General features: G+C 32.9%; 22 protein-coding genes and 1 tRNA gene. 9 read left to right on the plus strand and 14 right to left on the minus strand.

What is annotated here, in order from left to right; all coding sequences use genetic code 11:
* Nucleotides 1–5 precede the first annotated feature (5 nt).
* Nucleotides 6–533: a KdsC family phosphatase gene (locus AC1EUV_RS10590; protein ID WP_480198679.1), complete on the minus strand. Its 528-nt coding sequence runs from the start codon at nucleotides 531–533 to the stop codon at nucleotides 6–8.
* Nucleotides 517–1278, minus strand: coding sequence for a Rossmann-like and DUF2520 domain-containing protein (locus AC1EUV_RS10595; RefSeq protein WP_480198680.1), 762 nt, complete (start codon nucleotides 1276–1278; stop codon nucleotides 517–519). Before AC1EUV_RS10595 ends, AC1EUV_RS10590 begins: the two co-directional genes overlap by 17 nt.
* A 107-nt stretch (nucleotides 1279–1385) precedes the next feature.
* On the opposite strand from AC1EUV_RS10595, the gene ccsB reads away from it, so the two are divergent.
* Complete coding sequence (ccsB, locus tag AC1EUV_RS10600; protein WP_480198681.1) at nucleotides 1386–4550, plus strand: c-type cytochrome biogenesis protein CcsB; 3165 nt, start codon at nucleotides 1386–1388, stop codon at nucleotides 4548–4550.
* 4 nt (nucleotides 4551–4554) lie between these two features.
* Nucleotides 4555–5136: a glutathione peroxidase gene (locus tag AC1EUV_RS10605; RefSeq protein WP_480198682.1), complete on the plus strand. Its 582-nt coding sequence runs from the start codon at nucleotides 4555–4557 to the stop codon at nucleotides 5134–5136.
* Here the strand turns inward: AC1EUV_RS10605 and AC1EUV_RS10610 are convergent.
* The 9 genes from AC1EUV_RS10610 to AC1EUV_RS10650 all read right to left on the minus strand — a co-directional run bounded on the left by AC1EUV_RS10610 (nucleotide 5133) and on the right by AC1EUV_RS10650 (nucleotide 13671).
* On the minus strand, nucleotides 5133–5591 hold the full coding sequence (locus AC1EUV_RS10610; protein ID WP_480198683.1) for a GNAT family N-acetyltransferase: 459 nt from the start codon (nucleotides 5589–5591) through the stop codon (nucleotides 5133–5135). The two genes, AC1EUV_RS10605 and AC1EUV_RS10610, sit on opposite strands and share 4 nt — an antisense overlap.
* A 29-nt stretch (nucleotides 5592–5620) precedes the next feature.
* Nucleotides 5621–7465: a cystathionine beta-synthase gene (locus AC1EUV_RS10615; RefSeq protein WP_480198684.1), complete on the minus strand. Its 1845-nt coding sequence runs from the start codon at nucleotides 7463–7465 to the stop codon at nucleotides 5621–5623.
* Nucleotides 7466–7546: 81 nt separating this feature from the next.
* Nucleotides 7547–8008, minus strand: coding sequence for a VOC family protein (locus AC1EUV_RS10620; protein WP_480198685.1), 462 nt, complete (start codon nucleotides 8006–8008; stop codon nucleotides 7547–7549).
* Between the two features lie 143 nt (nucleotides 8009–8151).
* Nucleotides 8152–8598: an SRPBCC family protein gene (locus AC1EUV_RS10625; protein WP_480198686.1), complete on the minus strand. Its 447-nt coding sequence runs from the start codon at nucleotides 8596–8598 to the stop codon at nucleotides 8152–8154.
* Nucleotides 8582–8914: an ArsR/SmtB family transcription factor gene (locus AC1EUV_RS10630; RefSeq protein ID WP_480198687.1), complete on the minus strand. Its 333-nt coding sequence runs from the start codon at nucleotides 8912–8914 to the stop codon at nucleotides 8582–8584. The genes AC1EUV_RS10625 and AC1EUV_RS10630 overlap by 17 nt, the downstream gene beginning before the upstream one ends.
* A 109-nt stretch (nucleotides 8915–9023) precedes the next feature.
* Nucleotides 9024–10448 carry a hypothetical protein gene (locus AC1EUV_RS10635; protein ID WP_480198688.1) on the minus strand — a complete coding sequence of 475 codons (1425 nt, stop codon included), beginning with the start codon at nucleotides 10446–10448 and terminating at the stop codon, nucleotides 9024–9026.
* A gap of 540 nt (nucleotides 10449–10988) precedes the next feature.
* Nucleotides 10989–11771 (minus strand): M12 family metallo-peptidase, encoded by a 783-nt coding sequence (locus AC1EUV_RS10640; protein WP_480198689.1) that lies wholly within the window; start codon nucleotides 11769–11771, stop codon nucleotides 10989–10991.
* An 18-nt stretch (nucleotides 11772–11789) separates the two neighbouring features.
* The gene (locus AC1EUV_RS10645) at nucleotides 11790–12935 is read right to left on the minus strand and encodes an endonuclease/exonuclease/phosphatase family protein (protein ID WP_480198690.1); all 1146 of its coding nucleotides are present in this window, start codon (nucleotides 12933–12935) and stop codon (nucleotides 11790–11792) included.
* A gap of 160 nt (nucleotides 12936–13095) precedes the next feature.
* Nucleotides 13096–13671, minus strand: a complete 576-nt coding sequence (locus AC1EUV_RS10650; protein ID WP_480198691.1) for a nuclear transport factor 2 family protein — start codon at nucleotides 13669–13671, stop codon at nucleotides 13096–13098.
* A gap of 182 nt (nucleotides 13672–13853) precedes the next feature.
* Here AC1EUV_RS10650 and AC1EUV_RS10655 point away from each other — a divergent pair, with 182 nt between their 5' ends.
* The 4 genes from AC1EUV_RS10655 to AC1EUV_RS10670 all read left to right on the plus strand — a co-directional run bounded on the left by AC1EUV_RS10655 (nucleotide 13854) and on the right by AC1EUV_RS10670 (nucleotide 18724).
* On the plus strand, nucleotides 13854–15320 hold the full coding sequence (locus tag AC1EUV_RS10655; RefSeq protein WP_480198692.1) for a pyridoxal phosphate-dependent decarboxylase family protein: 1467 nt from the start codon (nucleotides 13854–13856) through the stop codon (nucleotides 15318–15320).
* 153 nt (nucleotides 15321–15473) lie between these two features.
* Nucleotides 15474–16883 carry an MATE family efflux transporter gene (locus AC1EUV_RS10660; protein ID WP_480198693.1) on the plus strand — a complete coding sequence of 470 codons (1410 nt, stop codon included), beginning with the start codon at nucleotides 15474–15476 and terminating at the stop codon, nucleotides 16881–16883.
* A gap of 258 nt (nucleotides 16884–17141) precedes the next feature.
* Nucleotides 17142–18290, plus strand: coding sequence for a trans-sulfuration enzyme family protein (locus tag AC1EUV_RS10665; RefSeq protein ID WP_480198694.1), 1149 nt, complete (start codon nucleotides 17142–17144; stop codon nucleotides 18288–18290).
* Nucleotides 18287–18724 (plus strand): GNAT family N-acetyltransferase, encoded by a 438-nt coding sequence (locus AC1EUV_RS10670; protein ID WP_480198695.1) that lies wholly within the window; start codon nucleotides 18287–18289, stop codon nucleotides 18722–18724. The genes AC1EUV_RS10665 and AC1EUV_RS10670 overlap by 4 nt, the downstream gene beginning before the upstream one ends.
* Before the next feature lie 7 nt (nucleotides 18725–18731).
* On the opposite strand, the gene AC1EUV_RS10675 is transcribed toward AC1EUV_RS10670, so the two are convergent.
* Complete coding sequence (locus tag AC1EUV_RS10675; RefSeq protein ID WP_480198696.1) at nucleotides 18732–18914, minus strand: CPXCG motif-containing cysteine-rich protein; 183 nt, start codon at nucleotides 18912–18914, stop codon at nucleotides 18732–18734.
* A 55-nt stretch (nucleotides 18915–18969) separates the two neighbouring features.
* Here AC1EUV_RS10675 and bshB1 point away from each other — a divergent pair, with 55 nt between their 5' ends.
* Nucleotides 18970–19686, plus strand: a complete 717-nt coding sequence (bshB1, locus tag AC1EUV_RS10680) for a bacillithiol biosynthesis deacetylase BshB1 (protein WP_480198697.1) — start codon at nucleotides 18970–18972, stop codon at nucleotides 19684–19686.
* 2 nt (nucleotides 19687–19688) lie between these two features.
* Here bshB1 and AC1EUV_RS10685 read toward each other — a convergent pair whose 3' ends face one another.
* Entirely contained in the window at nucleotides 19689–20921 is a 1233-nt protein-coding gene (locus AC1EUV_RS10685) for a mechanosensitive ion channel family protein (RefSeq protein WP_480198698.1), read from the minus strand.
* A 113-nt stretch (nucleotides 20922–21034) separates the two neighbouring features.
* On the opposite strand from AC1EUV_RS10685, the gene AC1EUV_RS10690 reads away from it, so the two are divergent.
* Nucleotides 21035–21110, plus strand: a tRNA-His gene (locus tag AC1EUV_RS10690).
* A 119-nt stretch (nucleotides 21111–21229) separates the two neighbouring features.
* Complete coding sequence (locus tag AC1EUV_RS10695; RefSeq protein ID WP_480198699.1) at nucleotides 21230–21925, plus strand: tetratricopeptide repeat protein; 696 nt, start codon at nucleotides 21230–21232, stop codon at nucleotides 21923–21925.
* A 49-nt stretch (nucleotides 21926–21974) separates the two neighbouring features.
* On the opposite strand, the gene uvrA is transcribed toward AC1EUV_RS10695, so the two are convergent.
* Nucleotides 21975–24758, minus strand: a complete 2784-nt coding sequence (uvrA, locus tag AC1EUV_RS10700) for an excinuclease ABC subunit UvrA (RefSeq protein ID WP_480198700.1) — start codon at nucleotides 24756–24758, stop codon at nucleotides 21975–21977.
* Nucleotides 24759–24951: the final 193 nt, after the last annotated feature.

Below are 24951 nucleotides of genomic sequence, written 5' to 3' on the forward strand. Positions count from 1 at the left end.
TTGCCTTAATCATATTTAGCATCAAAAGTACTATTCCAATTGTCTTGAACTTTCAGCACTTGTTCAATAACATCACGTACACAGCCATTACCACCTTTCTTTTGAGAAACATACAGTGATACATCTTGTATTTCGGGTACAGCATCTTTTGGGCATGCTGGTAAGCCTACCAGTTTCATTACTGGGTAATCTGGTATGTCATCACCCATATAAAGTACATTTTCTGGTTTAATATTATAGATGTCTAAATATTCGTCTAACTGTTCAGTCTTATTATGAGCACCTAAATAAATATCGGTTACACCCAACCCTTTGAGGCGAGATCGTACGCCTTCATTTGTTCCACCAGAAATAATACAAACATTATAACCTTTATCAACAGCAGTTTTTAGCGCGAATCCATCTTTTGTGTGCATCTTACGTACTAATTCTCCGTTAGGAAAAATAGTAACAGTTCCGTCAGTTAAAACACCATCTACATCAAATATAAATGTTGTTATTTGAGGCATAAGTTCTTTATAACTTTTTTCCATAGGTGTCTTTGATTGATTGAGTTAGTAATTTATATATTTTTTGATGTTCTTCAGATAGCATTGATATATGTGCTTTTATAGTTTTATTATCGTCGCGTTTTGCTGGACCAGTCTGCGCATCTAAAGGATTAATTGTTTCAATTTTTTTTGCGGTTTCTAGAATAAGCGGCTTTAATATTTCGAATGGCACTTTGTTTTCGTCACATAATTCATGCCCGATTTGATATAAATGGTTTGTAAAATTATTTACAAAAACGGCTGCAACATGCAAATTTTTACGTTGTTTAGAATCGATAACATAACTATTATTAGAAATGGCTGATGCCAGTTTTTCTAATAGCAACAGATCATCATTTTCTTCAGCCTCAATACAAATAGGAATTTCATTAAAATCTACTTTTTTGTTTTTAGTAAAAGTTTGTAATGGGTAAAAAACACCTTTTCCAAACTTACCATGTAGTTGGTCCATAGAAATGCTACCCGATGTATGTACAACTAAAGAATTTCTAATACGCAGTTTTGATGAAAATTTAGCAATCTCATCATCAGAAATGGCAATAATATAAATATCAGCTTCTTTTAAATCATCTACATTGCAAGTTGTATCAAGTTTACTACCAATATTTTTTAATGATTTTTTTGTTCTACCATAAACTTGAACTAATTCTACATTTTGCACTTTAGAAAAAGCGTTTGCTAAATGTGTAGCCACGTTTCCAGCGCCCAATAAAACAACTTGAATCATAAGGCGAATTTACATAAGTTTTAGCTATTTAAAAAAGTGTTAATTACAATAAAATCAACGCTTTTTTGAGTAACTTCGCGCTGAATTATTTCAAGGCAATTTGTTTGATGGAAAAACTCAAAAATTTCTTCTTTTCTACGCGGCTTACGGGTGTTTTATTTTTAGTCTTTGCGGCTGCAATGGGTATAGCAACATTTATAGAGAATGATTATGGTACACAGGCCTCTAAAGCACTGGTATATAATGCTTGGTGGTTTGAACTGATTATGATCATTTTTATGATCAATTTTATAGGTAACATATTTCGATATCGATTATTTCGAAGTGAAAAATTAAGTGTCTTAATTTTCCACTTAGCATTTATTTTAATATTGATTGGAGCTGGTATTACAAGATACATCAGCTATGAAGCAATGATGCCAATTCAGGAAGGCGAAGCCACAGATAAAATGCTTTCTGAGAAAACATATTTTACGGCTGTAATTGATAATAATGAAGTACAAAAACAAATAGAAAAGACTTATTTATTTTCACCAGAAATTGGATCAGATGTAGGGTTTGTAGCCTTAGTTTCTAAGTTCTTAAATCTGATTAGAGGAAGTAATGACTTTTCCATAGAAACCGAATTTAAAGGTAAAGATGTAGCTGTAAATTATGTAAACTACATACCAAATGCTTATGAAAAATTTGAAGCTGATAATAGCGGTTCAGAATTTTTGCATTTTGTAGAGTCGGGTGGAGGTTCGCGTCATGATCACTACATTAAGAAAGGAGAAATAGCCAATGTGCACAATGTATTAGTCGCTTTTGATAAGCAAACTCAAGGTGCCATTAATATCCTTTCTAAGAATGATAGCTTATTTATAAATACACCGCACAATGGTAATTTTATGGTAATGGCAACACAACAACAAGGTGTTGTTAAAAGAGATTCACTACAAGCATTCAATTTAAGAGCATTATATAGTTTAGGTAGTATGCAATTTGTTGTGCCAGAGTCTCCAATGAAAGGAAAAATGACAATTGTATCTGGTGATAAAGATGAGCACCCAGATGATTATTTAGAGATAGAGACTATAGTAGATGGGCAGAAAGAAAGCACCTCATTTTTTGGCCGTAAATATTTAAATCAACCTCCAAAAACATTTAGTTTAAATGGATTGAATTTCAGATTAAGCTATGGTGCAAAGCAGCTAACATTACCATTTACTATAAAATTGAGAGACTTTCAGTTAGAACGCTACCCAGGCTCTAATAGCCCTAAGTCTTTTGCTAGTGAAGTAACGGTTATTGATAAGGACAAAACTTTTGACTTTAGAATATTTATGAATAATATTTTGAACCATAAAGGTTTTAAATTCTTTCAATCTAGTTATGACGATACTGGAGCTGTAGAAGAAACACATCTTTCAGTAAATCATGATGCTATAGGTACAACGATAACATATATTGGTTATGTGTTGTTATTTTTTGCTATGACATTTATCTTGTTTTTAAGAGGCACTCGCTTTGCTGACCTTAATACTATGTTAGATAAGGTAAAAGCAAAGAAAAAAACTTTAACAGCGATACTAGTATTATTATCTTTAACTGGATTCGCACAGCATAACCATTCTACAGATGCTCAGATAGATTCTATACTACAAACAGATAAAGTACCGCAAGAGCATGCAGAACGTTTTAGTCAATTGGTGATTCAAGATGCCGGTGGACGCATGAAACCAGCACATACTTTTGCTTCTGAATTGCTACGCAAGGTTAGTAAAAAGGATAATTACAAAGATTTAGATGCAAATCAGATTGTAGTTTCTATGGCTACAAATCCAAGAATGTGGTTGTCTGCCCCAATTATTTATATGACAAAAAATAATACCAAAGCACGTGAAATGCTTGGTGTGCCATTAGATAAAAAGTATTTAAGCTTAACAGATTTGTTAACTGAAAGAGGTGAGTATAAATTAAGTGGAGACTTAGAAAAAGCTTATAAAAAACGTATTAAAAATAAATATGAACAAAGTATTATAAGTGTACACGAACGTGCAAGTCTGTTGTATGGTGTTGTTTTTGGCGAAATTTTTAAATTCTTCCCTCTTCAGGGTGATCAAAATAATAAATGGCATGCTTATGTTGAACACAAAACAGCAGGCTATAAAGGTACTGATTCATTGTATGTAGCTAATATTTTGCCTTTATATGCTGGTGCGCTGCGTGATGCACAGCAGACAAAAGATTATACTAAAGCAAATGAATATTTAGAAAGCATACATAAATACCAGCAGAAGTTTGGTAATGAGGTGATGCCCTCTAAAAGGAAAATTGATTTAGAAATTTTCTATAATAAGTATGATATTTTTAGAAACCTGTTCTGGCAATATATGCTGGCGGGTGTATTGATGCTAGTGTTTTTAATTGTTCAAATATTTAGAGATACTAAATCTTTACGTTTTTTAATCAAGGTATTTAAAGCTATTATTTTTTTATTATTTGTGTATCACCTGATTGGATTAGGTATAAGATGGTATATTTCTGGACATGTACCCTGGAGTAATGGCTACGAATCTATGATCTATGTTGCCTGGGCAACAATGGCTTTTGGTTTAGCATTTGGTAGAAAATCGAACTTAACAATTGCAGCCACAGCCTTTGTAGTATCAATGATATTAATGTTTGCCCACTTAAACTGGATGGATCCAGCGATAGGTAATTTAGTACCAGTTTTGGATTCGTATTGGGTAATGATACATGTGTCTATTATTGTAGCAAGTTATGGTCCATTTACATTGAGTATGATTCTCGGTCTAATCGTGCTAATCTTATATGCCTTAACTAACAGTAAGAATAAAAAGAGAGTCAATTTGCAAATAAAAGAATTAACTATTATTAACGAAATGTCTATAACAGTTGGTTTGGTAATGCTTACTATTGGTAATTTTTTAGGTGGTATGTGGGCCAACGAAAGTTGGGGGCGCTATTGGGGTTGGGATCCTAAAGAAACATGGGCTTTAATTAGTATTATGATTTATGCATTTGTATTGCATATGCGTTTAATACCAGGTTTACGAGGTAGGTTTACCTTTAATATGTTAGCTTTCTTTTCTTTTGCGTCTATATTAATGACCTATTTAGGTGTAAATCATTTATTATCTGGTTTACATAGTTATGCAGCAGGTGAATCTGCACCTATACCATATCAGATTTGGGCATGGTTGGGCATAGGTTTAGTATTTACTATCTTAGCTTACATAAAGAATAAAAAGTTTTATAAAAAATAATCTCATGAGAACCGTTTTAATTACACTTATTATGTTTTCACTTTTATCTTGTTTTAATAAAAAATCTAATAATGATAGCGAAGCTATAGCTGAAAATCTGCAGCAATCGAAGAGTTTACATGATTTTAAAGTGGAAGCCTTAGATGGTTCTGAGTTCGATTTCTCTACCTTAAAAGGGAAGAAGATTATGGTGGTTAATACAGCGTCTAAATGTGGGTTAACGCCTCAATATGAGCAATTACAAGCACTATACGAAGAGTATAAAAATGATAACTTTGTAATAGTTGGTTTTCCGGCAAATAACTTTTTATGGCAAGAGCCAGGGTCTAACACGGAGATCGCTGAATTTTGTCAAAAGAATTACGGTGTAAGCTTCCCCATGATGGCTAAAATTTCTGTAAAAGGTGGCGATAAGCACCCAGTGTATGAGTATTTAACTACAAAAGCTCAAAATGGTTATAAAGATTCTAAGGTAAAGTGGAATTTTCAAAAATACCTAGTAAATGAAAATGGTATGGTAGAAAAGATCATTGCGCCAAAAACATTACCTACAGACAAATCTGTAAAGAATTGGATTAAAAGTTAGTCGATTACTTTAACAAAAAATACTTTATCTACCGGGTTGCTAAGAAAACCATTAGGTAATTTACTTTCAGGTATTTCTATAAATCCATTTTTTTTATAAAAATATTGCGCAGCTTTAAACTGATGCATGGTACCTAGGTATATTTTAGAGATAGCATTTTGTCTACACCAATTTTGGGCCGTTTCTAATAATAACTTAGAAATACCAAATTCTTTACCACGGTAGGCTTTACTAAGCATCATTTTCTTTAAAATGGCATAGTTGTTTACAGTAATTAAGGCAACCGTACCAATTACTATGTTATTACTAATTGCTACCCAATAATTATCTGGTACAATAGGCGTATTTTTAGTAGGGCTTGAGTAAATAGTCTCACTGAATTCTGCTGCAATTTCTTGCATCATCTCATCAATGCCAATTTGATGAACGCTGTTATAGTGTACAATTTTAATCATCTTGCTAGCTAAATTTAGCTAAAAATTACTCAAATGTTTTGAGCAAAACCTAAAAAGACTTTTTTATGAAGTTCGAGATCTAGATCAGGCGAAACTGCTACACGTGCAATATAATCTTTGTCTCCTTCTTTTGTGGTTCCTTGAGTAGAGGTTGCGGGTATGGTCCAATAGCATCCTTTTAACTGTCCGTAGCTAACACAGTATTTGCTTTCATTCGGAATCTTAGTGATCATTAAATTGATCAACTTCAAGTTCAAAGCTCTTTTATACGCCTCTCTTTCTTCGTCTGTGTTTCCTTTTGTTGGTAAGTCTAATGAAAATACCGAAGGCGTAAATCCTTGTGCTGCTAATTCTTCTGAAACAAAATTAATGTTTGCTTCTGGCAAAGTCTTTTGTATAAAATTGACGAATTCGCGTGTGTTGCTATAGGCATCTTTAATTCGTTGAATCATAGAAGGCATTTGACTTGCCAAGATTTCATATTGCAGATCGGTAGCTTCGTTATCGCATAATTCTAAATGCAACGCCATTTTATCTAGCAAAGTGGCTGCTTTTTTATTTGCTACGCAATAACCAGCAGTACATTTTCCCCCACTAGGGAATTTAGAACCACTTACATACGATATCGCTTTTACAGACGAGAGCACATCATCATCGCCTAAAAAAGGCGTATTTGGGCAAAATGTTTGATCTAGAATAAAGACAGACTCAATTGCTTTCTCTCCACTAGCAGTGTAGCGTTTTTTAGCTAAGACTTCCTTTAATTTTATAAGATTAGGTACTTCTACTCTGGGGTTGGTAGGTATTTCTGCAATAATATAGGGTACAGCATCTTCTCTGGCAATAGTATCTAAAATGAGATCGATGCTATCAACCATATCGTAACCACCGTCTACGTGTAGGTCTACAATTGATACATTATCTAAAGTAGCGGCAACACGGCGCGCCTGATCATTAGTACCACCATAACAATTAGGTGGAACCATAATTTTAATAGCCTTATTTGTGTGTTGCTCTTGTGCTTCATGTATAAGACCCATAACAATGGTGTATTGCATCGATAATCCGCTAGAGGCGACGAGCGCATTGCTATCTGTACCAGTAATCTTTTTAATGGTATTTAGCACAAGTGATTTGTTAGCTTTTAGATTGTTTGCCTTATCCTCAACAAAAGATGTATCTGTTAGTTGTTTTAAAGCAATAAGACAATTTGTTGGTGTCATAGCAATGCTTTCTCTCCTTCTTACATGTTGAATTGCCGAAACATACTTGCTGTTTTGTTCGCCATTTATTAGAATTACACTACCTAATTGTGCATTGTAATTCACATAAAAATCTATGTTTACGTTAAGCTCTATGTTGCTAGTAGTTTCTTGTTCTGAAACAAAAATAATACTACCATTAAATGATTCAATATCAGATACTTTATCAATCTTTTTTAACTCAAAACTATAACCGTAAATATTCTGTAGCATTTCGGTATTAAATGCTTCTGGTAACTTGTCTTTATATGCTATTTGAGTCTTTTTGTTAGCCAATGCATTTTCACGTAGCACTGCATAGATAGGTATGGTCTTAGACGAAAAACTAATTACATTTTCTGCATTTGTGTTATGCAGTTTGCCAATGGTCCATTCTAATACACACGATAGCGGATGACCTAAACGGATATAGTCATACGCAGTAGGTAATTCATTTAGCGTAGAAGCATGTGTAATATTGTTGTTAAAAAGCGTTTCAAAATGTTCTAAAAACTGTGTTTTTGCCTGAGCTTCGTTATAAATATCTAATCTATGAGTAGTTAAACGTAACCAGTCTTTTGGTGTTTTTTTTAATACCTCTTTAAGGTAAGCTAGAACTTTTGTATTCTCCATATTCTATACGCATCTATTGGCACGCAATTATACGTAAAATTTAAGAGTTTTAAGGTGCAGTTAATAAAGGTTTGTACTGTTTTATTCATCCTTTATTTTAAGCCATTCTTCGTACGTTACAACTCGTTTCTCTTCGTTTGGTTGCGTTTCTCCGGGCAAGACTCCAATGAATTCAAGGTAATGCCCATCTGGATCGCTAAAATAAATTGAGATTGCCGGCATCCAACAAAACACCATAGGTTGTTCTTTATCATCTTGTAGAAAATTCCAGAAGTTGAGCTTGTGAGATTTTAAAAAATCGACCGATTCGTTTAATATCCATTCTGGATCACATTCAAAAGCAAAATGCCGCAGATCAATTTCTTCTTTAGGTTTTTCCCATAAGCCAAGCATAGCTTGTTTGTCTTTACCAATCCAAAAAAAGGCAGTTCTACGCTCTTCGCCAAAACGACATTGTTTTAAGCCAAGAACTTTAGTGTAAAATTCAATCGAATTTTCTAAGTTCTCAACATATAAATGTGTTTCATATAATCCTTTAATCATTGCCTATTTTTGTTTTCTTTAATGCTATACCATTGTCTTAGTTAAGATTTTCAATGTAAGAATCAAAACATGTAAATTTATACAAAATTAAAAGGTTAACATCGTGTCAAGCGAAGAATTATTACCACTGTTATCTGAAGTTATTACTTTTCTACAAATACCTGCAACCTATCAAATGCTGAGCCCCAGCCGTTATAAATACCTATTTTTTCTTGCTGTATTTTATACGCTTCTGTAGCATGTATTACGTTAAACGTAAAGTTGGTTTTACCATCTACTTCTTCTAAGTGTACTTCTAATTCTACACCTTCGGTCATAGGCTTAAAATCCGCTGAGGTTCTTAGTAGTTTTGGTGCGTCTATTTCTAAATAAGTGCCTTCAGAAATAAAGTCATTACCATCTGGCATTGCCATAGCAAATTTCCATTTACCACCAACGGTAAAGCTGTGTTCTAGCACATGGGTTTTCATTCCTTTTGGGCCCCACCAATTGGCAATATGTTCTGGCTGTGTCCATGCTTGCCAAACGAGGTCTATGGGTGCGTTGAATGTTCTTTCTATGGTTACAACTCTATTATCTGTTTTGCTCATCTGTTTTGTTCTTTAAAGTGTTTAAATAAGTTTCGAAATTGTCTATACGGTTCTCCCAAAGATTTTTATATTGTTCTATCCATAAAAAAGCCGGTAATAGATTCTGTGGTAAAATTTGACAATAGCGTTCTCTGCCTTGTTTATTAAAATCTATAATACCACATTCGTTTAGAATTTTTAAATGCTTAGAAATAGCAGGTCTGCTTACTTCGAATTTTTTGGCAATATCATTAATGGTTAATGATTCTTCTGCTACTAATTCTATAATATCTCTGCGTATTGGGTCTGCAATGGCAGTAAACACATCTCTTTTCATAAATAAGTAACCGTTTGGTTACAAATATATGTGTAACTTTTTGGTTACACAAATTAAATATTAAGAAATGCAGTAAAAATTATTAGTGAAGCATTACCTTTCTCCTTGATTATTCGAGATTTAATAATAGTCTTTTCCTGAGTATTCCGGATAGCATAACTTGTTTATCATCCATAGTTAAACCACCATTTAAATCTAAACGTACTTTAGAAATATCTTTATGCTTTAAAATAATTTTTTGATTCGTTGATCCGTTATCCAGATTCCATTGAAAGTCAACCAAGTTTGCAGTGTTGTTATTCGGGCTGTCGTAGAATATAAAATGCGCTAGGTTATTAGATTCGATAAAATGATGGCCATTTAATCTCATATTTGGCCTTTTAAATTTTGTTATCAATTTCGACGATTTTATAGACATATCATTGTTCAGATGGATAGCAACAATGGGCCCAGAAAAGATATAGCCAGTATTTAATTTTTGAATTAACAGAACACCTAGCGTTGTTGGTTCTGGCAAAGACGTTGCGTATTCAGCAATGAGAACATGCTCTCCATTGGCAAGTGTTTTAAAATTTTTAAAGAGCAATTTATAAGTAGAAAACGGACCAGCAGCACCTTGTAAATAGGATAAATTTATATCTTCTTCTTTGTTCTTTACTATTTCAAGATTATCATCTAATAACTTGTATTTTAGTTTATTAAGGGTATTTTTTCTTGAAACAACATACATGTAAAAAAAGTAATTGCCGTCTTTATTGATAAGAATATCAGAATATGTTTGAAACTTCTTATCACCCTCATCACTATCCGTATACTTTTTAATATCTCCAGATTTAACTGAAAAAACCGATAATACATTTTTATTATCTGTACCTGTAAAAATTAATTTTCCATCATTGGTAAGCAAAGCAGATTTAAGCTTAAAAAAATACGAAGAGTTAAAAGAAGTTTGAACAGTTTCTTTATAAATGCTTTGTAGTCCTTGATCAAAGACTTCAACATTAAAGGCCAGCTTTTTTTCTTTAATTAAAGGTTGTAAAATTGCAAACTTGGTAGAGTCTTTTGAGAAATATATTTCAGGAAATATATAATCGTTTATTTTTTTTGGCTTAGCCTTTTTTGAATTTAGTTGTAAAAGAGTAGTAGTAGGATTCTCATTGCTCAAGTTTTGAGGATTAAGATTAACAAATTTTAATTTTCCACTGGCATCTGTAAAAAAAAGGTTTGGTTTATTACCTAGTTGGCTTACTTTAAATATAATAGTGTCTTTTATATCTCTTACCTGTCTAAGAAGATTATCTTTTGACACTCTTACTAATTGTTGCGGATATTGATTCTGCTTAAATATGTCTACTATAGTTTCTCCCTTTCTTAAAATAATATCGCCATTGTTTAAGCTTATCTTTTCTTTGGCTATAAAATGTCTAATCAATTTCTCATCTTCTAGACCCAAATCATATGTAAAGCTTTGAGAAAGTACACTGGTGATTGATAAGAAAAATAAAAGAATAAATTGGTAAAATCTGAGACTCATAGAGTTGATAAGCTTTGGTTAAACTTTACAATTATACTAAAGAAAATAATTATTACCCAGAATTTTTTTAATCTATTGTATAGTTAAAAATTATCAATATGCTTATATAAAAGCACCCGCCTCAAGCATTTAACTCCTATTTATCCCAAACCTAGAAATGGCTAACAGAGTTGGGTGCCGGAATGTTTAGATGCCATTAGTTAGTTGTTAATTATAAAAAAGCATCCTTCTATAGCATTTAATTCCGATTAACGCATTTTTATAAAGAGGCTAATAAGAAGGATGCGCACCCTAAATAAAAGATGTATTCAGTTTCGTTTTTTGATTGATTTTTGGTTTGCGTTTCTCAAATTTAACTAATAGCAAAGCGCTATCAAAACAGTTCATACAACCAAAAAAATTAAGAATCAAGAGGCTTTTTCCTGTTTTTGTAGGGGCTTTTTCCTGTTTTTATTAACAAAAAAAAGCCGAAACGATAGTTTCGGCCATTTAGCTAAGCTAGGTTCTACGATAGTACCAAGGTACAATGCTTAGCGTAAGTTAAGTTATACATACATCACCAATTACATGATAAGGTAAAAATGTAACAATACGCGTTCCGTTTATTTCGGTTAACTCGCCGCTCCAAACCTTTTGGTATAATGCTTTTAAGTCGTTTCTATCATTATCTGTCATTACAGATTTAGCACCATAATTCATTATAGAAAATGGATTATGCTCGCCAAACTTTACTGAAGGGTACGCACTTTCGCTCAATTCTGCAAAGAAATGTCGTAACCCAAAGATATGCCCAAGCTCATGTGCCATAGTTTCTATGCGCTCTTGTTCACTTTGCTCAAACATTTTGGGATAAATAACCAATTGATGACGCCCACTATCAGGAAAGAATGCACTTGCTAGCGTACAACCTCTATGATCACAATTATCTTGTTTTACTATAATTTCAAAATCCCATGCATCATCTCGCTCGCTAAATTTTATGGGCACTGCATCACCCCATTCAAGTAATCCTTGAGCTAGTAGGTCACGAATGCCTTCCATAGCTAAGTCTGGAAACCTAAAAAAATTATATAAACTAGGGCTAAATCGCCAACGTAACGTAACATTCTCTTTCCATAACGGAATAAAACCTTCTGAGGCATCTAACACTATTTCTAGAGGATTTCTATTCTTTGGTGTTGCATACCCTCTAGAATCGGTATCGCATTTCATTTCTTTTTTACCATACACATGTACAGCCGAGTCTGCCGGTGCATACGGATCATTTTTTCTCCTTACCGAAAAAATATTCTTTTTGCTTTTACTTGATGTTTTTGTTGTCATAATACTAAGATTATTAAGTTATAAGTCTAAATCGATAAATAATAAAGCATGGTCTGAAGCTTGCTCTTTAGATTCTGTCATTTCTACATATGTATCCCAATTTGTTGGTCTTGTTTTTCTAGATCCCCATAATCCCTTTCTAAAAATTTCTCCTCCTGAAAAGAAGGGTAATAAGCTTTCAGAAATAAATATATAGTCTAATCGGTTGTGAAGCCCACAAGCGTTAAAAGTGCCTGGTCTATTTCCTAGATCGAAATTGTTTAATGAGTATACATCAATTAGTGGACTATTATTGTTATAAAGATGCTCAAGATTCTCAGCAGAAACAGTTCCAGTTTTTGGACCTTCATTTAAATCACCAAGCACCACCACATGTTTATTTTGGCTTACAAGTTCTTCAACAATTCTTCTTACCTCTTTTGCCTGTCTTGTTCTTTTAGAGCCACCACCACCAGATTGTGATTTAAAATGATTTATTAACACATATATTGTATTTCCGCTAGGTGTTTTTACTTCATATTGAGGGCAGTCTCTACTAAATATAATACCTGTATTATCTTCTGCGTTTACATTTGAATGTATAGAACCAATGGGGAAATCAGAAGTTGTTAGAATACCAACATCTATTCCGCGTTCATCATTACCATCTACTAGCATAACATGTTTATAGAAGTTATTTAGTAATTCTTTATTAAATCTTACTAAAGATGGTCTATTCTCTGCTTCAACTATTCCAAGAATATTAGCACCAACATCTTCTATTACGCGGGCAGTCATTCTTGTACTTACCTCATTAGTTGGTTCTACTGCTAGCTCTATCCAGCCTATCCAATCATTTCTCCCATTTGCTATAATTTCTAAACTTTTTGTTGTATCTCTAGGTTCTCTATCAAACTTTCCTCTGTTTTTTCTAAGCCATGCCCACTTAGGGTGTTGACTTCTTTTTCTGCGAATAGCATTGTGGTTATTTTTAGTATAAATCTCTAGCTCTAGTAACAATTCTATAATTCTATTTTTATCATTTGTAGTATATGCTAGTTTAGCTATTAAATCACTTACTTCATGATAGCTATCTAAAATAGGTTCGTTAAAATTGACATCTGTTCTAAACACTCTGGGTCTAGCAAATAGATTTTCGACATTGTATGAAGCTATTCGTATCATTTTTTAAATTTTTAATTTCCTAACTAAAATCTGATTTATATGATTGCAAGTCAAGAGGATAAATCCTGTTTTTAATAGGGGGTTTTCCCTGTTTTTATTAACAATATTGCATAAAAAAAGAGGTCAATTTATTTGACCTCTTTTACATTTTTAGTTTATGCTATTCTTTGCTTTCTTGAGCAGTTAGTTGCGCTGCTATCCCATTTACATCAAAATAATCGGTAAACATTACTATTTTACCATCATCATTTACCCAACCTATACCATACCATTTAACACCAATTGGTTTTTGAGTTTCGGTATGTGTAGCTGTCCAAGTACCATACATTCTAATGGCATCTGGAGAAGATGATGCACTTTCTTTTGGGAAAACAGACCCGGAATATACACCACCAACAATAGAATCTTGTAAAACAATACCTTCAGTAAATTTAATATTTTCAAAGTTATCTTGGTACCCTTTTAATGCTGCTAGCAATTCTTCTTTACCCATCCATTTATTACCATTATATGCTGGCGGACTCCATTGTAAGGTATCAGATAGCATCGCTGCTTGAGCGTCTTGATCTTCATTACCATGTGCTTTGAAGAATGAGCGTAGTACCTCAACTTTTTTGTCGAATGCGGCATAATCTGGGGTTGCTACTTTTTCAGTTACCTCTGTTTCTGCAGGTTTTTGGCAAGCTACTAGTGTTAAAATGGCGATAGCCATTAAACTTAAAACATAATTTTTCATTGTTCGATAGTTTAGTTAGTATTTGTTGTGCATTATAAGGTACGAAATTTTTAATAAATAACTTAAAAATCAATGCTTTACATGCTTTTTAAATTAAACTTTCAAAAGATTTTTGTTAGAATTGGTTAAACTTTTTTTGATCTAGTAAAGACTTTTTAACTTTGTTATCAATCACAGAACCTATGAGCACATCTACTAATTATAGTAACGAGTTTCAAAAAATATATAATTCTGAAGATTTTAGATCGCTTGGTCATAAAATGGTTGATCTCTTAGCGGATCAATTAGAACATATTCAAACAGATATGACTGAGCCCGTATATCCGCATCTAGAGCCAGAAGATCAATTATCTTTTTTTAAAGATGATTTAGAAATAAAAGCTGAACCGTTCGACACCTTAAAAAATATTGTAGAACACTCAATACAATTGCAGCACCCTAGATTTATGGGTCATCAAACGGCTAGCCCAGCACCAATAAATGCCTTTGCAGGTTTAATAGCAGATTTTTTAAATAATGGAACGGGTGTATACGAAATGGGACCTGCTTCTAATGCCATGGAAAGAACCATTATAGATTTTACGGCCAAGCATATTGGTTATACAGAAGGCTCTTCAGGTTTTATTACTTCTGGTGGTACATTAGCAAATTTAACTGCATTATTGGCCGCTAGAAAAGCAAAAGCACCAAGCAATGTTTGGGAAGAAGGTCATAAGCAAAAGTTGGCCGTTATGGTTTCTGAAGAAGCTCATTACTGTATAGATCGTTCGGCAAGAATAATGGGCTTAGGTGATGATGGTATTATAAAAGTACCTGTGGATAACGATTTTAAATTGAGAACAGATTTATTACCGAAATATTTAGAAGAGGCAAAGAAAAAAGGATTGCATGTATTTTGTATTGTTGGTTGTGGTGGTTCTACTGCAACAGGATCTTATGATGATTTAGATGCTATAGGAGATTTTTGTAAGATTAATAATTTATGGTTTCATATAGATGCAGCTCATGGCGGAGGTGTAGTATTTTCTAAAAAATATAAGCATTTAGTTAGAGGAATAGAAAAGGGAGATACCGTAGTAATTGACTATCATAAAATGTTAATGACTCCAGCTTTGAATACTGGCTTGGTATTTAAAGAAGGTAGCGAAAGTTATAAGACATTTGCGCAAAGAGCTCAATATCTTTGGGATGCGCCAGACAAGGAAGAATGGTACAATTCTGCTAAGCGCACCTTTGAGTGCACTAAGTCATTATTATCTGCTAGAGCCTATATTATTTTAAAAACTTATGGTACCGATATTTTTGAGAAGAATGTAGACCATCTTTATGCTTCTGCTCAAAAGTTGGCATCGCTTATAACCGACCACCATAATTTTGAATTGGCAATAAAACCAGAAAGTAATATTGTTAATTTTAGATACTTGCCCAATGATGAGGCTACAAATGATGACATTAATACTTTAAACTCATACATAAGAAAGGAGCTGATAGAATCTGGTAAATTCTACATAGTACAAACTATGATTAATGATAAGCGATATTTACGTTGCTCCATTATGAATCCGTTAACATCAGCTAACGATTATTCCGCATTATTGCAAGAAGTTGAAACTATTGCAAAGCAATATTTAGAAGAAAAAGTGAATTAATTATTATGACATTTTATTTTTTATATATTTGTCGCTGATGATTGTTTAAAATACTTCCGAAAATAACAAATTGCCTACCATATTGTGCGCTATTTGTTCCAAATTAAGAAATAGTACTGCTATTTCAATTTCCATATACAATTAAATACAATCATGACATTCCCAAATACAAATACATTTAAAAAATTCTTTCAATATTTCTGGCAAGCTGTAAAAGGTAAAGAACAAAACTTTACATCTGGTAGCATTCGAAAAGCGATCTTTATGCTAGCTATTCCCATGATCCTCGAGATGATGATGGAATCCATCTTTGCTATTGTAGATATTGCTTATGTTTCCCGCGTAAGCGTAAATGCAGTTGCAACAATTGGCCTTACAGAATCTGTTATTACATTGGTATATGCAGTAGCTATTGGTTTGAGCATGGCGGCAACAGCGGTGGTAGCTCGTAGAGTGGGCGAAGATGATATTAAGGGCGCTTCTCAAGCCGCTGTACAAGCTATTATTCTTGGTGTTGGTGTCGCGACCATTGTAAGTGTTATAGGTATACTATATCCTAAAGAGATTTTGGCATTAATGGGTGGTGAGCCAGACCTTATTGAAGAAGGTTATGGCTATACGCAAATATTACTTGGTGGTAATGTAACCATTATGTTATTGTTTCTAATCAATGCTATTTTTCGAGGCGCAGGTAATGCCTCAATAGCTATGTGGACGCTCATCGTATCAAACGGATTAAATATAATTTTAGATCCCATATTTATTTTTGGTTTCGGGCCGGTACCAGCATATGGAGTTGAAGGTGCAGCAATTGCAACTACTATCGGCAGAGGTTCTGCCGTGGTATTTCAGCTATTTATTTTGTTTTATGGCTGGGGTAAAATTAAAATTGCTTTTAAAGATTTAATCATTCGTACCAAGATTATGTTTAATCTTATTAAAGTTTCCCTTGGCGGGATTGGGCAGTTTTTAATCGGTACTTCTAGCTGGGTATTTTTAATGCGTATAATGTCTGAATTTGGTAGCGAAGTATTGGCAGGATATACCATTGCTATCAGAATTATGATGTTTACCATGATGCCTGCTTGGGGATTAAGTAATGCAGCTGCTACTTTGGTAGGTCAAAATCTTGGTGCAAAACAACCTGGTCGTGCAGAAACATCTGTTTGGAAAACAGGAAAATACAATGCTTGGTTTATGGGCTTGGTTTCTGTAATCTATTTAATTTTTGCACCTCAATTATTAGGCTTATTTACCAATGAAACTAAGGTTATTGAATATGGTGCACTTTGCTTACGAATTATAGCAGCTGGCTATGTCTTTTACGGATATGGATTGGTTGTAATTCAATCTTTTAATGGAGCAGGCGATACCAAAACACCCACATATATCAATTTTGTATGCTTTTGGTTATTTCAATTACCATTTGCATATCTAATGGCCATAACCTTAGATTTTGGGCCTTCTGGCGTTTTTTGGGCAATTACTTTGGCAGAAGTTTCCATAGCGATTATTGGTATTCTATGGTTTAAAAAAGGGAAATGGAAAGTTGTACAAGTTTAAAAAAGTAAAGACCCGAAGCAGTCGCTTCGGGCCTTTTAAATGACGGTTTTATAATGTATATGGTTGATTTTACCCTTCTTAATATTACAACCTATTATGTTTAACCGTCTAACAACTAACTAAGAGCAATGCATTTAAACATTGCCAAATTTCTGTTTGTACTTATAAGACACAAGTTATTTAAAGAAGTCACATCTAAATGTCTAAATAAGAATATTCATTTTTGTTTAGTAAATTAGAAGCTCCTTATAATAAATAATGAAAAAGAAAACATTAGGCCTTAATACCATCTGTACACATGTTGGTGGTATTAAAGATGAGCAGTTCGGTGGTTCTGTATCCCCAATTTTTATGGCAAGCTCATACCCGTATATGGATGTTGAGAAAAAGAGATATCCGCGTTATTTTAATACACCAAACCAAGAAGCTGTTGCAATTAAGATTGCTGCCTTAGAACATGCTGAAGCCGCTTTACCATTTACGTCGGGTATGGCAGCTATTAGTACAACTTTATTGACTTTTTTACGAAAAGGAGATCATATAGTTTTACAAAACGAAATTTATGGAGGTACCTTTAATTTTATTATCAAAGAGTTTGAAAAAATGGATATAGAGTATTCATTTACTGATGGTGTAGAAATAGCAGATTTTGAAGCTAAAATTCAAGAGAACACAAAAGCTATATATTTTGAAACACCATCGAACCCATTGCTCACAATAACCGACGTAAAAGGTATTGCAGAATTGGCTAAGAAACACAATCTACTATCGATGATTGACAATACATTTGCTTCGCCAGTGAACTTAAATCCAATTGATTTTGGTATAGATGTCGTACTACATTCTGCTACAAAGTATTTAGGCGGACATAGTGATATTTCTGCTGGTGCAGTTGCTTCTACTTTAGAAAACATTGATAAGATTTGGGAAAAGTCTAAAAATCTAGGTGGTAACCTAAGTGATTTTATGTGTTACCTTTTAGAGCGTAGTATAAAAACATTAGGCATTCGTATGGCTCAGCATAATAAAAATGCTCAAGTGCTAGCTGATTATTTAGAACAACATGTAAAAATTGCCAATGTGTACTATCCTGGGTTACCAAATCATAAAAATCATGCCATAGCAAAAGAACAAATGAATGGTTTTGGTGGTATGTTAGCTTTTGAACTAGATGTTAGTATAGATGCTCTCAAGTTTAAAAACTCACTAAAATTGATAAAGCCATCAATGAGTTTAGCAGGGGTAGAGTCTACAATCATTTTTCCATCTATGGCTTCACATGCATTATTAACACCAGAACAACGAGCAGAGGTCGGCATAAGTGATCAATTGATTCGTTTTTCTGTTGGTATAGAAGATGCAAACGATCTAATACAAGATATAGAACAAGCAATAAATATGTTATGAATTTAGAATTAGTTAAAGCACAAAAAGAAGACATTGATTTTCTGTTTGATCTTAGAATGCAAACCATGTCTGAACATCTTAAAAAAGCAGGAGTTCACCTCTCTAAAGAAGAACATTTATCTAGAATTGATCATCAATTCGATGAATCTTTTTTAGTTATGCAAGCTGAACAAAAAGTAGGTATGCTAAAATTAGCTGAAGAAGATGATAGTTTAGAAATTACTCAAATACAGATATTACCAGAATTCCAAGGTGAGGGCATAGGTAAACAACTACTCGAGCAAACAATTAGTAGAGGTAAAGCAGAAAATAAAGAGATTAAATTAAAAGTGCTAAAACGAAATCCTGCCAAGTTCTTATACTTAAGAAACGGGTTCAAAGTTGTAGGTCAAGACGATTTAGAATTTCACTTGCGACATAATATAGATATCTAATAGCTAATTATTGATCAATATCTTCTGCAGAAAAACCTGCAAATTCTTTATTGTTAAAAGAATAATTTATTTGGATGGGTCTGCAACATACTTCACAATCTTCTATATAAGAGGTGTTTTCTAGAGAAGTATCTAGTAACATTGAAATTTGTTCCCAACAATAAGGACATTGAAAAAAATGCTCGAACATTGTCTTAATTTAGTACCATAAAAATAACATATATTTGGGTTTCTAATTTGATATTATGAAACTAGATATACTTGCTATAGGGGCGCATCCAGATGATGTAGAGTTAGGCTGTGCAGCTACTATCGCTAAAGAAATTTCGTTAGGTAAAAAAGTAGGCATTTTAGATTTAACACGTGGTGAGCTGGGAACTCGCGGTTCTGCTGAAATTCGTGATAAAGAAGCTACAAAAGCAGCGGAAATTTTAGGTGTTTCGACTCGCGAAAATCTTGCTTTTGCAGATGGATTCTTTGTAAATGATAAAGAACATCAATTAGAAGTCATAAAAATGATTCGCAAACACCAGCCAACTATTGTGTTATGTAATGCTATAGAAGATAGACATATTGATCATGGTAAAGGGAGTAAGTTAGTAAGTGATGCCTGTTTTTTATCGGGACTACGAAGAATTGAAACTGAATTAGATGGTAAGCAGCAAGATCACTGGAGGCCAAAGCATGTATATCAGTATATACAGTGGAAAAATTTGCAACCAGATTTTGTTGTAGATGTTTCAGGATTTATAGATAAGAAAATGGAAGCTGTGCAAGCATATAGTTCACAATTTTATGACCCAACCAGTAAAGAACCTGTTTCTCCGATTACCAGTAAAAACTTTTTAGATAGTATTCGATATAGGGCTCAAGATCTTGGTAGATTGATAGGAGTAGAGCATGCAGAAGGTTTTACAGCAGAACGTCATGTTGCTGTTAATAGTTTAGAAAATTTAATCTAGGCTTAAACCTTAGTTGGCAACTCAAAAATTTCCAAATCAAAATATTTTACTGCTGCTAATAAGTGATCAAAGATATCTGCCATAATATATTCGTAATTTTCCCAACGTTTATCAACACTAAAAGCATAAATTTCTATTGGTAATCCTTGTGTGGTTGGTGCTAACTGACGTACCATAATCATCATGTTTTTATTAATACCAGAATGATTGTTAATATATTCTTCAGCATATTTTCTAAAAACGCCAATATTAGTTAAATTTCTTCCATTTAGAAGTAATTTCTTATCTATTTTATTTTCGGAATTGTATTCATTTATTTTGTTCTGACGAGACCTTAGATACTCAGATATTAATTGAATTTCCTCCAGGTTTTTAATCTCACTTTCTGATAAATATTTGATACTATCCATTTTAATATTTAATGACCGTTTAATTCGACGACCTTGTGAATTCGTCATTCCTCTCCAGTTCTTAAAAGAGTCTGAAATCAATGCATAGGTAGGTATAGTTGTAATGGTTTTATCAAAATTCTGAACCTTTACTGTCGCCAACGTAATCTCTGTTACATCACCATCTGCACCATATTTTTCGAAAGTGATCCAGTCACTAATACGTACCATATCATTTATAGAAACTTGTATACTAGCTACAAATCCTAAAATGGTATCTCTAAATACTAGAATAATTATTGCTGAGGCAGCGCCAAGAGCTGTAAAAAAACTTAACACAGATTGACCAGTTAAAATTGCGAATGCCAAAATTAAACCCGCCATCCAAGCGAAAATCATAAAGACCTGTATATAACTGGCTATAGGTTTATCTTTTAAGTTTGGTAATGTTTTTAGATAATCTTTTATTGAATGCAATATGCTTCTAACAATCCATAATGTTAGAATGATGCCAAAAATCTCTAATCCTTTTTCAATGATGTTTTCAGCATAATCAAAATCAGAAAACACAATAGGAACAAATTCTAATGCTAAGATCAAAGGAATAATATGAGCGAAATTTCGAGGCGCTTTATTAGTGATTAAGATATCATCAAAATTGGTTTTTGATTTTTTGGCAATTCGATAAGAAATACCTCTTAATATTCTTCTAACTACATAATCGATTATAAAGATTATCACCAGGCAAATTGCTAATAAGGCAACCATATTAAGGTATTTAGCAGTTGTATCTGCCATGCCTATTTTAATGAGATAATCGTATATAAAATGGGTAAGGTTATTCATAAGATCAAAATTGAATTGCAAAAGTAGTTATAAGTAGTATTAAGCAACAATAATTTTATTTTTTATTTGCCTAAATTTGTAAATAGATTATATTTGCATCCGCGAAAGCACATGGTGGTTGTAGCTCAGTTGGTTAGAGCATCGGTTTGTGGTACCGAGGGTCGTGGGTTCGAGCCCCATCTTCCACCCAGATGGCAAAGCTTCTCAATTGTTGAGAGGCTTTTTTTGTACTCAATTTTATTTATGAAAACTTTACCTTTTAATTTTCAATATTTTAAATAAATTTGCAAGCATTAAAAATTAGGATTATGAAGAATTATATTTTTGGAATTACATTATTACTTACCGTAATTACTATAACTGCCCAAGATCAGAAAGACACTTCGCTTGATAGATTGATTATGAAACAAGCTTTGGCTTATGGTGATAATTCTGTTGCTGTTAATAGTATCTATGAAATCATTGCAAAAGAAGGTGTTACAAGTACTTATAAGGATAGCCTTGCTTATTTGTATTTTAATGGAAGAAGATATTCATCTTGTTTTATGGTTTGTACAGATATTTTAAGTAGAGATAGTGGTAAACAAGATATTTTAGAAATGCAAGCTGTTTCTTTAGAAGGTTTAGGTGCTTATGACAAAGCTGCGCAGTCTTATGCAAAATTGGTAACTAAATCTAATAATAATTACCATGCGTATAAATTGGCGAATATTTATTATTCGATGAAAAAGAACAAGGAGGCGCTAAATGCAATTGAAAAAGCTGAGTCGTTAAATGACACCGGTAAAGTAAAAATATCTACACCCATTAACAAACAACATAGTCAAGAAGTTTCATTAATGTCAGCAATTGCTAATTTAAAAGGATTAGTTCAATTTGCAATGGATGATGTTGCTTCGGCTAAAACAAGTTTTCAGAAGGCAATTAGATTAGAACCTGAATTTGTATTGGCTAAAGAGAATTTAGAAGCTGCTAATGCAGGAAAGAAAAAAGAAGAAAAATAATTATCTGATATTCAAAATGTTAAAAAATCGAAGTGAAAGCTTCGATTTTTTAATGCATTAATTTTTCTTTCAAATATTCAGCTGTATAGGATTCTTTAGATTTTATCAATTCTTCTGGTGTGCCTTCAAAAAGTAATGAACCACCATTTTTTCCTCCTTCTTTACCTAAATCAATAATATAGTCTGCACATTTAATTAAATCAATATTGTGTTCTATAACAATGATTGAATGTCCTTTGCTTAATAAAGCATCAAAAGATGCTAACAACTTCTTAATATCATGAAAATGTAATCCAGTTGTTGGTTCGTCAAAAATGAATAGAGTTTTATCTTTGGTAGTGCCTTTTACAAGGAAAGATGCCAGTTTAATACGCTGAGCTTCACCTCCTGAAAGTGTAGAAGACGATTGTCCTAATTGAACGTAACCTAAGCCTACATCCTGCAAGGGCTGCAATTTGTTAATTATCTTCTTTTGTTCATACTCTTTAAAGAAGGTAATGGCTTCATCTAGAGTTAACCGTAGAACATCGTCAATAGATTTATTTTCGAATTTTACTTCTAAAATTTCCTTCTTAAAACGTTTTCCTCCACAGGTTTCACAGGTTAGGTGTACATCAGCCATAAATTGCATACTAATAGTAACTTTGCCATCGCCTTTGCATGTTTCACAACGGCCTCCATCTACATTAAAGGAAAAATGCTTGGCTTTATATCCTCTAATTTTTGATAATTTTTGAGTAGTAAATAAAGCACGAATATCGTCATACGCTTTGATATATGTTACTGGATTTGAACGACTCGAACGCCCTATAGGGTTTTGATCTACAAATTCAATATTGCTTATGGCTTCATATTCTCCTACTAGTTCTGTAAACTGCCCTGGTTTGTTACCGTAATTAAATAACTTTTTCTGAAGAGCAGGATAGAGTATATCCTTAATTAGCGTACTCTTACCACTACCAGAAACACCTGTAACCACTGTCAAGGCATTTAATGGAAATCGCACATTAATATTTTTTAAATTATTTTCTCGAGCTCCTTTTATCTCTATAAATTTTTTGGAATTTTTTCGTTTTTCTGGAACTTTAATTTGTAAGCTGTTATTTAGGTAATTTGCAGTTAAGGTTTTTTCCTTTAGTATTTTCTTAAAATCTCCCTCCGCAACTAATTCTCCACCAAAAGTACCTGCCTCTGGACCAATATCTATAATATGATCTGCAGCTTTCATAATATCCTCATCATGTTCAACTACAATTACCGTATTGCCAAGATCTCGTAATCCTTTAAGAACTTTTATCAAACGCTCGGTATCTCTAGAATGTAATCCTATACTTGGCTCATCTAAAATATACATAGAACCAACTAAACTACTACCAAGAGAGGTTGCAAGATTAATTCGTTGACTTTCGCCACCAGATAAAGTATTAGATGCTCTGTTTAATGTTAGATAGCTTAAGCCAACGTCAGATAAAAACTGCAAACGATTATTAATTTCTTTCAATAACCTCTTTGCAATGTTTTCGTCATGCTTAGAAACTTTTAATCCGCCAAAAAAATCTAAAACTTCATTGATTGGCATTTCTACCAAGTCTGTGATAGTTCTATCATTAACTTTTACATAATTTGCTTCTTCACGGAGTCGTTTACCATAACAAGTTGTACATTTAGTTTTACCACGATAGCGTGAAAGCATTACGCGATATTGAATTTTATAGGTTTTTTCTTCTAGATGTTTAAAAAATGTATTTAAACCATAAAAGTGATCATTTCCCTCCCAAAGTAATTTCTTCTGTTTATCAGTTAGTTTAAAATATGGCTTGTGAATAGGGAAATCAAATTTATATGCATTGTCAATAAGTGTGTCTTTATATTCCCTAAATGATTCAGATTTCCATGGTACAATGGCATTTTCATAAATTGATAAAGATGTATTTGGTACAACTAGATCTTCATCAATACCGATTATATTACCATAGCCATCACAAGTTGGACAAGCACCATAAGGATTATTAAAACTAAATAAATGTGTATTAGGTTCTAAAAAGGTTATACCATCCAACTCAAACCTATTATTGAATGTTCTTTGCTTAGTATCTGATAGATTTTCTATAATACACTCACCTTTACCTTCAAAAAATGCAGTTTGTACCGAATCAGCTATTCTATTAAAAAAGTCATCGTCATCATTTTTTACAACAACTCTGTCTACAACTAAATATATTGTATCCTTTTGATTTACTTTATAATCACCGATTCTTATAACTTCATCGTTTACCTTGACTCTGGCATATCCTTGTTGTGCTAGTAATTCAAGTACTTTATCTAATTTTCTTCCATTATCTAGAACTATTGGAGCTAATAGGAGTAATTTACTATCAATTTCAAAGTCTTTTATATAACTAATAACATCAGAAACGGTATGTTTTTTAACTTCTTTACCAGAGATTGGTGAAAAGGTTTTACCAATTCTCGCAAATAATAACTTTAAATAGTCATAAATTTCGGTAGAAGTTCCAACTGTAGAGCGCGGATTTGTACTATTAACTTTTTGCTCAATGGCAATAGCTGGAGCAATTCCTTTTATATATTCTACTTTAGGTTTGTTTAATTTTCCAAGAAATTGACGTGCATAAGAAGATAGACTTTCCACATATCTACGTTGGCCTTCTGCATATAAAGTATCAAAAGCCAAACTTGATTTTCCGGAACCCGAAAGGCCAGTAATAACTACTAATTTGTTTCTTGGTATGGCAACATTTACGTTTTTTAGGTTGTGTAATGCTGCTCCTTTTATAATAATATAATCCTTTGGATTTAAGTTATCTATCTTCACGGAAGCCCTTTAAAATAAGAAATAGTTGCAAAGATAATGACTTGTTTTCTGAAAAAAAATTTAACTCTAAATAAAATTTTTTGCAAAAAAACTTGTTTATATAAAAAGTTTGTGTTTATATTTGTCCCGATCGACTCATAGCGATCAAAATTAAAAAAGGAGCTAGTCTCCCCCTAACTTTAAAAATTAAACG

The sequence above is a fragment of the Maritimimonas sp. 2304DJ26-3 genome, assembly GCF_056591635.1.

What these genes read in the sequence shown, in the direction of transcription:
- AC1EUV_RS10590 (WP_480198679.1), bottom strand. Translation starts at nt 533, where the DNA reads ATGGAAAAAAGTTATAAAGAACTTATGCCTCAAATAACAACATTTATA.
- AC1EUV_RS10595 (WP_480198680.1), bottom strand. Translation starts at nt 1,278, where the DNA reads ATGATTCAAGTTGTTTTATTGGGCGCTGGAAACGTGGCTACACATTTA.
- ccsB (WP_480198681.1), top strand. Translation starts at nt 1,386, where the DNA reads ATGGAAAAACTCAAAAATTTCTTCTTTTCTACGCGGCTTACGGGTGTT.
- AC1EUV_RS10605 (WP_480198682.1), top strand. Translation starts at nt 4,555, where the DNA reads ATGAGAACCGTTTTAATTACACTTATTATGTTTTCACTTTTATCTTGT.
- AC1EUV_RS10610 (WP_480198683.1), bottom strand. Translation starts at nt 5,591, where the DNA reads ATGATTAAAATTGTACACTATAACAGCGTTCATCAAATTGGCATTGAT.
- AC1EUV_RS10615 (WP_480198684.1), bottom strand. Translation starts at nt 7,465, where the DNA reads ATGGAGAATACAAAAGTTCTAGCTTACCTTAAAGAGGTATTAAAAAAA.
- AC1EUV_RS10620 (WP_480198685.1), bottom strand. Translation starts at nt 8,008, where the DNA reads ATGATTAAAGGATTATATGAAACACATTTATATGTTGAGAACTTAGAA.
- AC1EUV_RS10625 (WP_480198686.1), bottom strand. Translation starts at nt 8,598, where the DNA reads ATGAGCAAAACAGATAATAGAGTTGTAACCATAGAAAGAACATTCAAC.
- AC1EUV_RS10630 (WP_480198687.1), bottom strand. Translation starts at nt 8,914, where the DNA reads ATGAAAAGAGATGTGTTTACTGCCATTGCAGACCCAATACGCAGAGAT.
- AC1EUV_RS10635 (WP_480198688.1), bottom strand. Translation starts at nt 10,448, where the DNA reads ATGAGTCTCAGATTTTACCAATTTATTCTTTTATTTTTCTTATCAATC.
- AC1EUV_RS10640 (WP_480198689.1), bottom strand. Translation starts at nt 11,771, where the DNA reads ATGACAACAAAAACATCAAGTAAAAGCAAAAAGAATATTTTTTCGGTA.
- AC1EUV_RS10645 (WP_480198690.1), bottom strand. Translation starts at nt 12,935, where the DNA reads ATGATACGAATAGCTTCATACAATGTCGAAAATCTATTTGCTAGACCC.
- AC1EUV_RS10650 (WP_480198691.1), bottom strand. Translation starts at nt 13,671, where the DNA reads ATGAAAAATTATGTTTTAAGTTTAATGGCTATCGCCATTTTAACACTA.
- AC1EUV_RS10655 (WP_480198692.1), top strand. Translation starts at nt 13,854, where the DNA reads ATGAGCACATCTACTAATTATAGTAACGAGTTTCAAAAAATATATAAT.
- AC1EUV_RS10660 (WP_480198693.1), top strand. Translation starts at nt 15,474, where the DNA reads ATGACATTCCCAAATACAAATACATTTAAAAAATTCTTTCAATATTTC.
- AC1EUV_RS10665 (WP_480198694.1), top strand. Translation starts at nt 17,142, where the DNA reads ATGAAAAAGAAAACATTAGGCCTTAATACCATCTGTACACATGTTGGT.
- AC1EUV_RS10670 (WP_480198695.1), top strand. Translation starts at nt 18,287, where the DNA reads ATGAATTTAGAATTAGTTAAAGCACAAAAAGAAGACATTGATTTTCTG.
- AC1EUV_RS10675 (WP_480198696.1), bottom strand. Translation starts at nt 18,914, where the DNA reads ATGTTCGAGCATTTTTTTCAATGTCCTTATTGTTGGGAACAAATTTCA.
- bshB1 (WP_480198697.1), top strand. Translation starts at nt 18,970, where the DNA reads ATGAAACTAGATATACTTGCTATAGGGGCGCATCCAGATGATGTAGAG.
- AC1EUV_RS10685 (WP_480198698.1), bottom strand. Translation starts at nt 20,921, where the DNA reads ATGAATAACCTTACCCATTTTATATACGATTATCTCATTAAAATAGGC.
- AC1EUV_RS10695 (WP_480198699.1), top strand. Translation starts at nt 21,230, where the DNA reads ATGAAGAATTATATTTTTGGAATTACATTATTACTTACCGTAATTACT.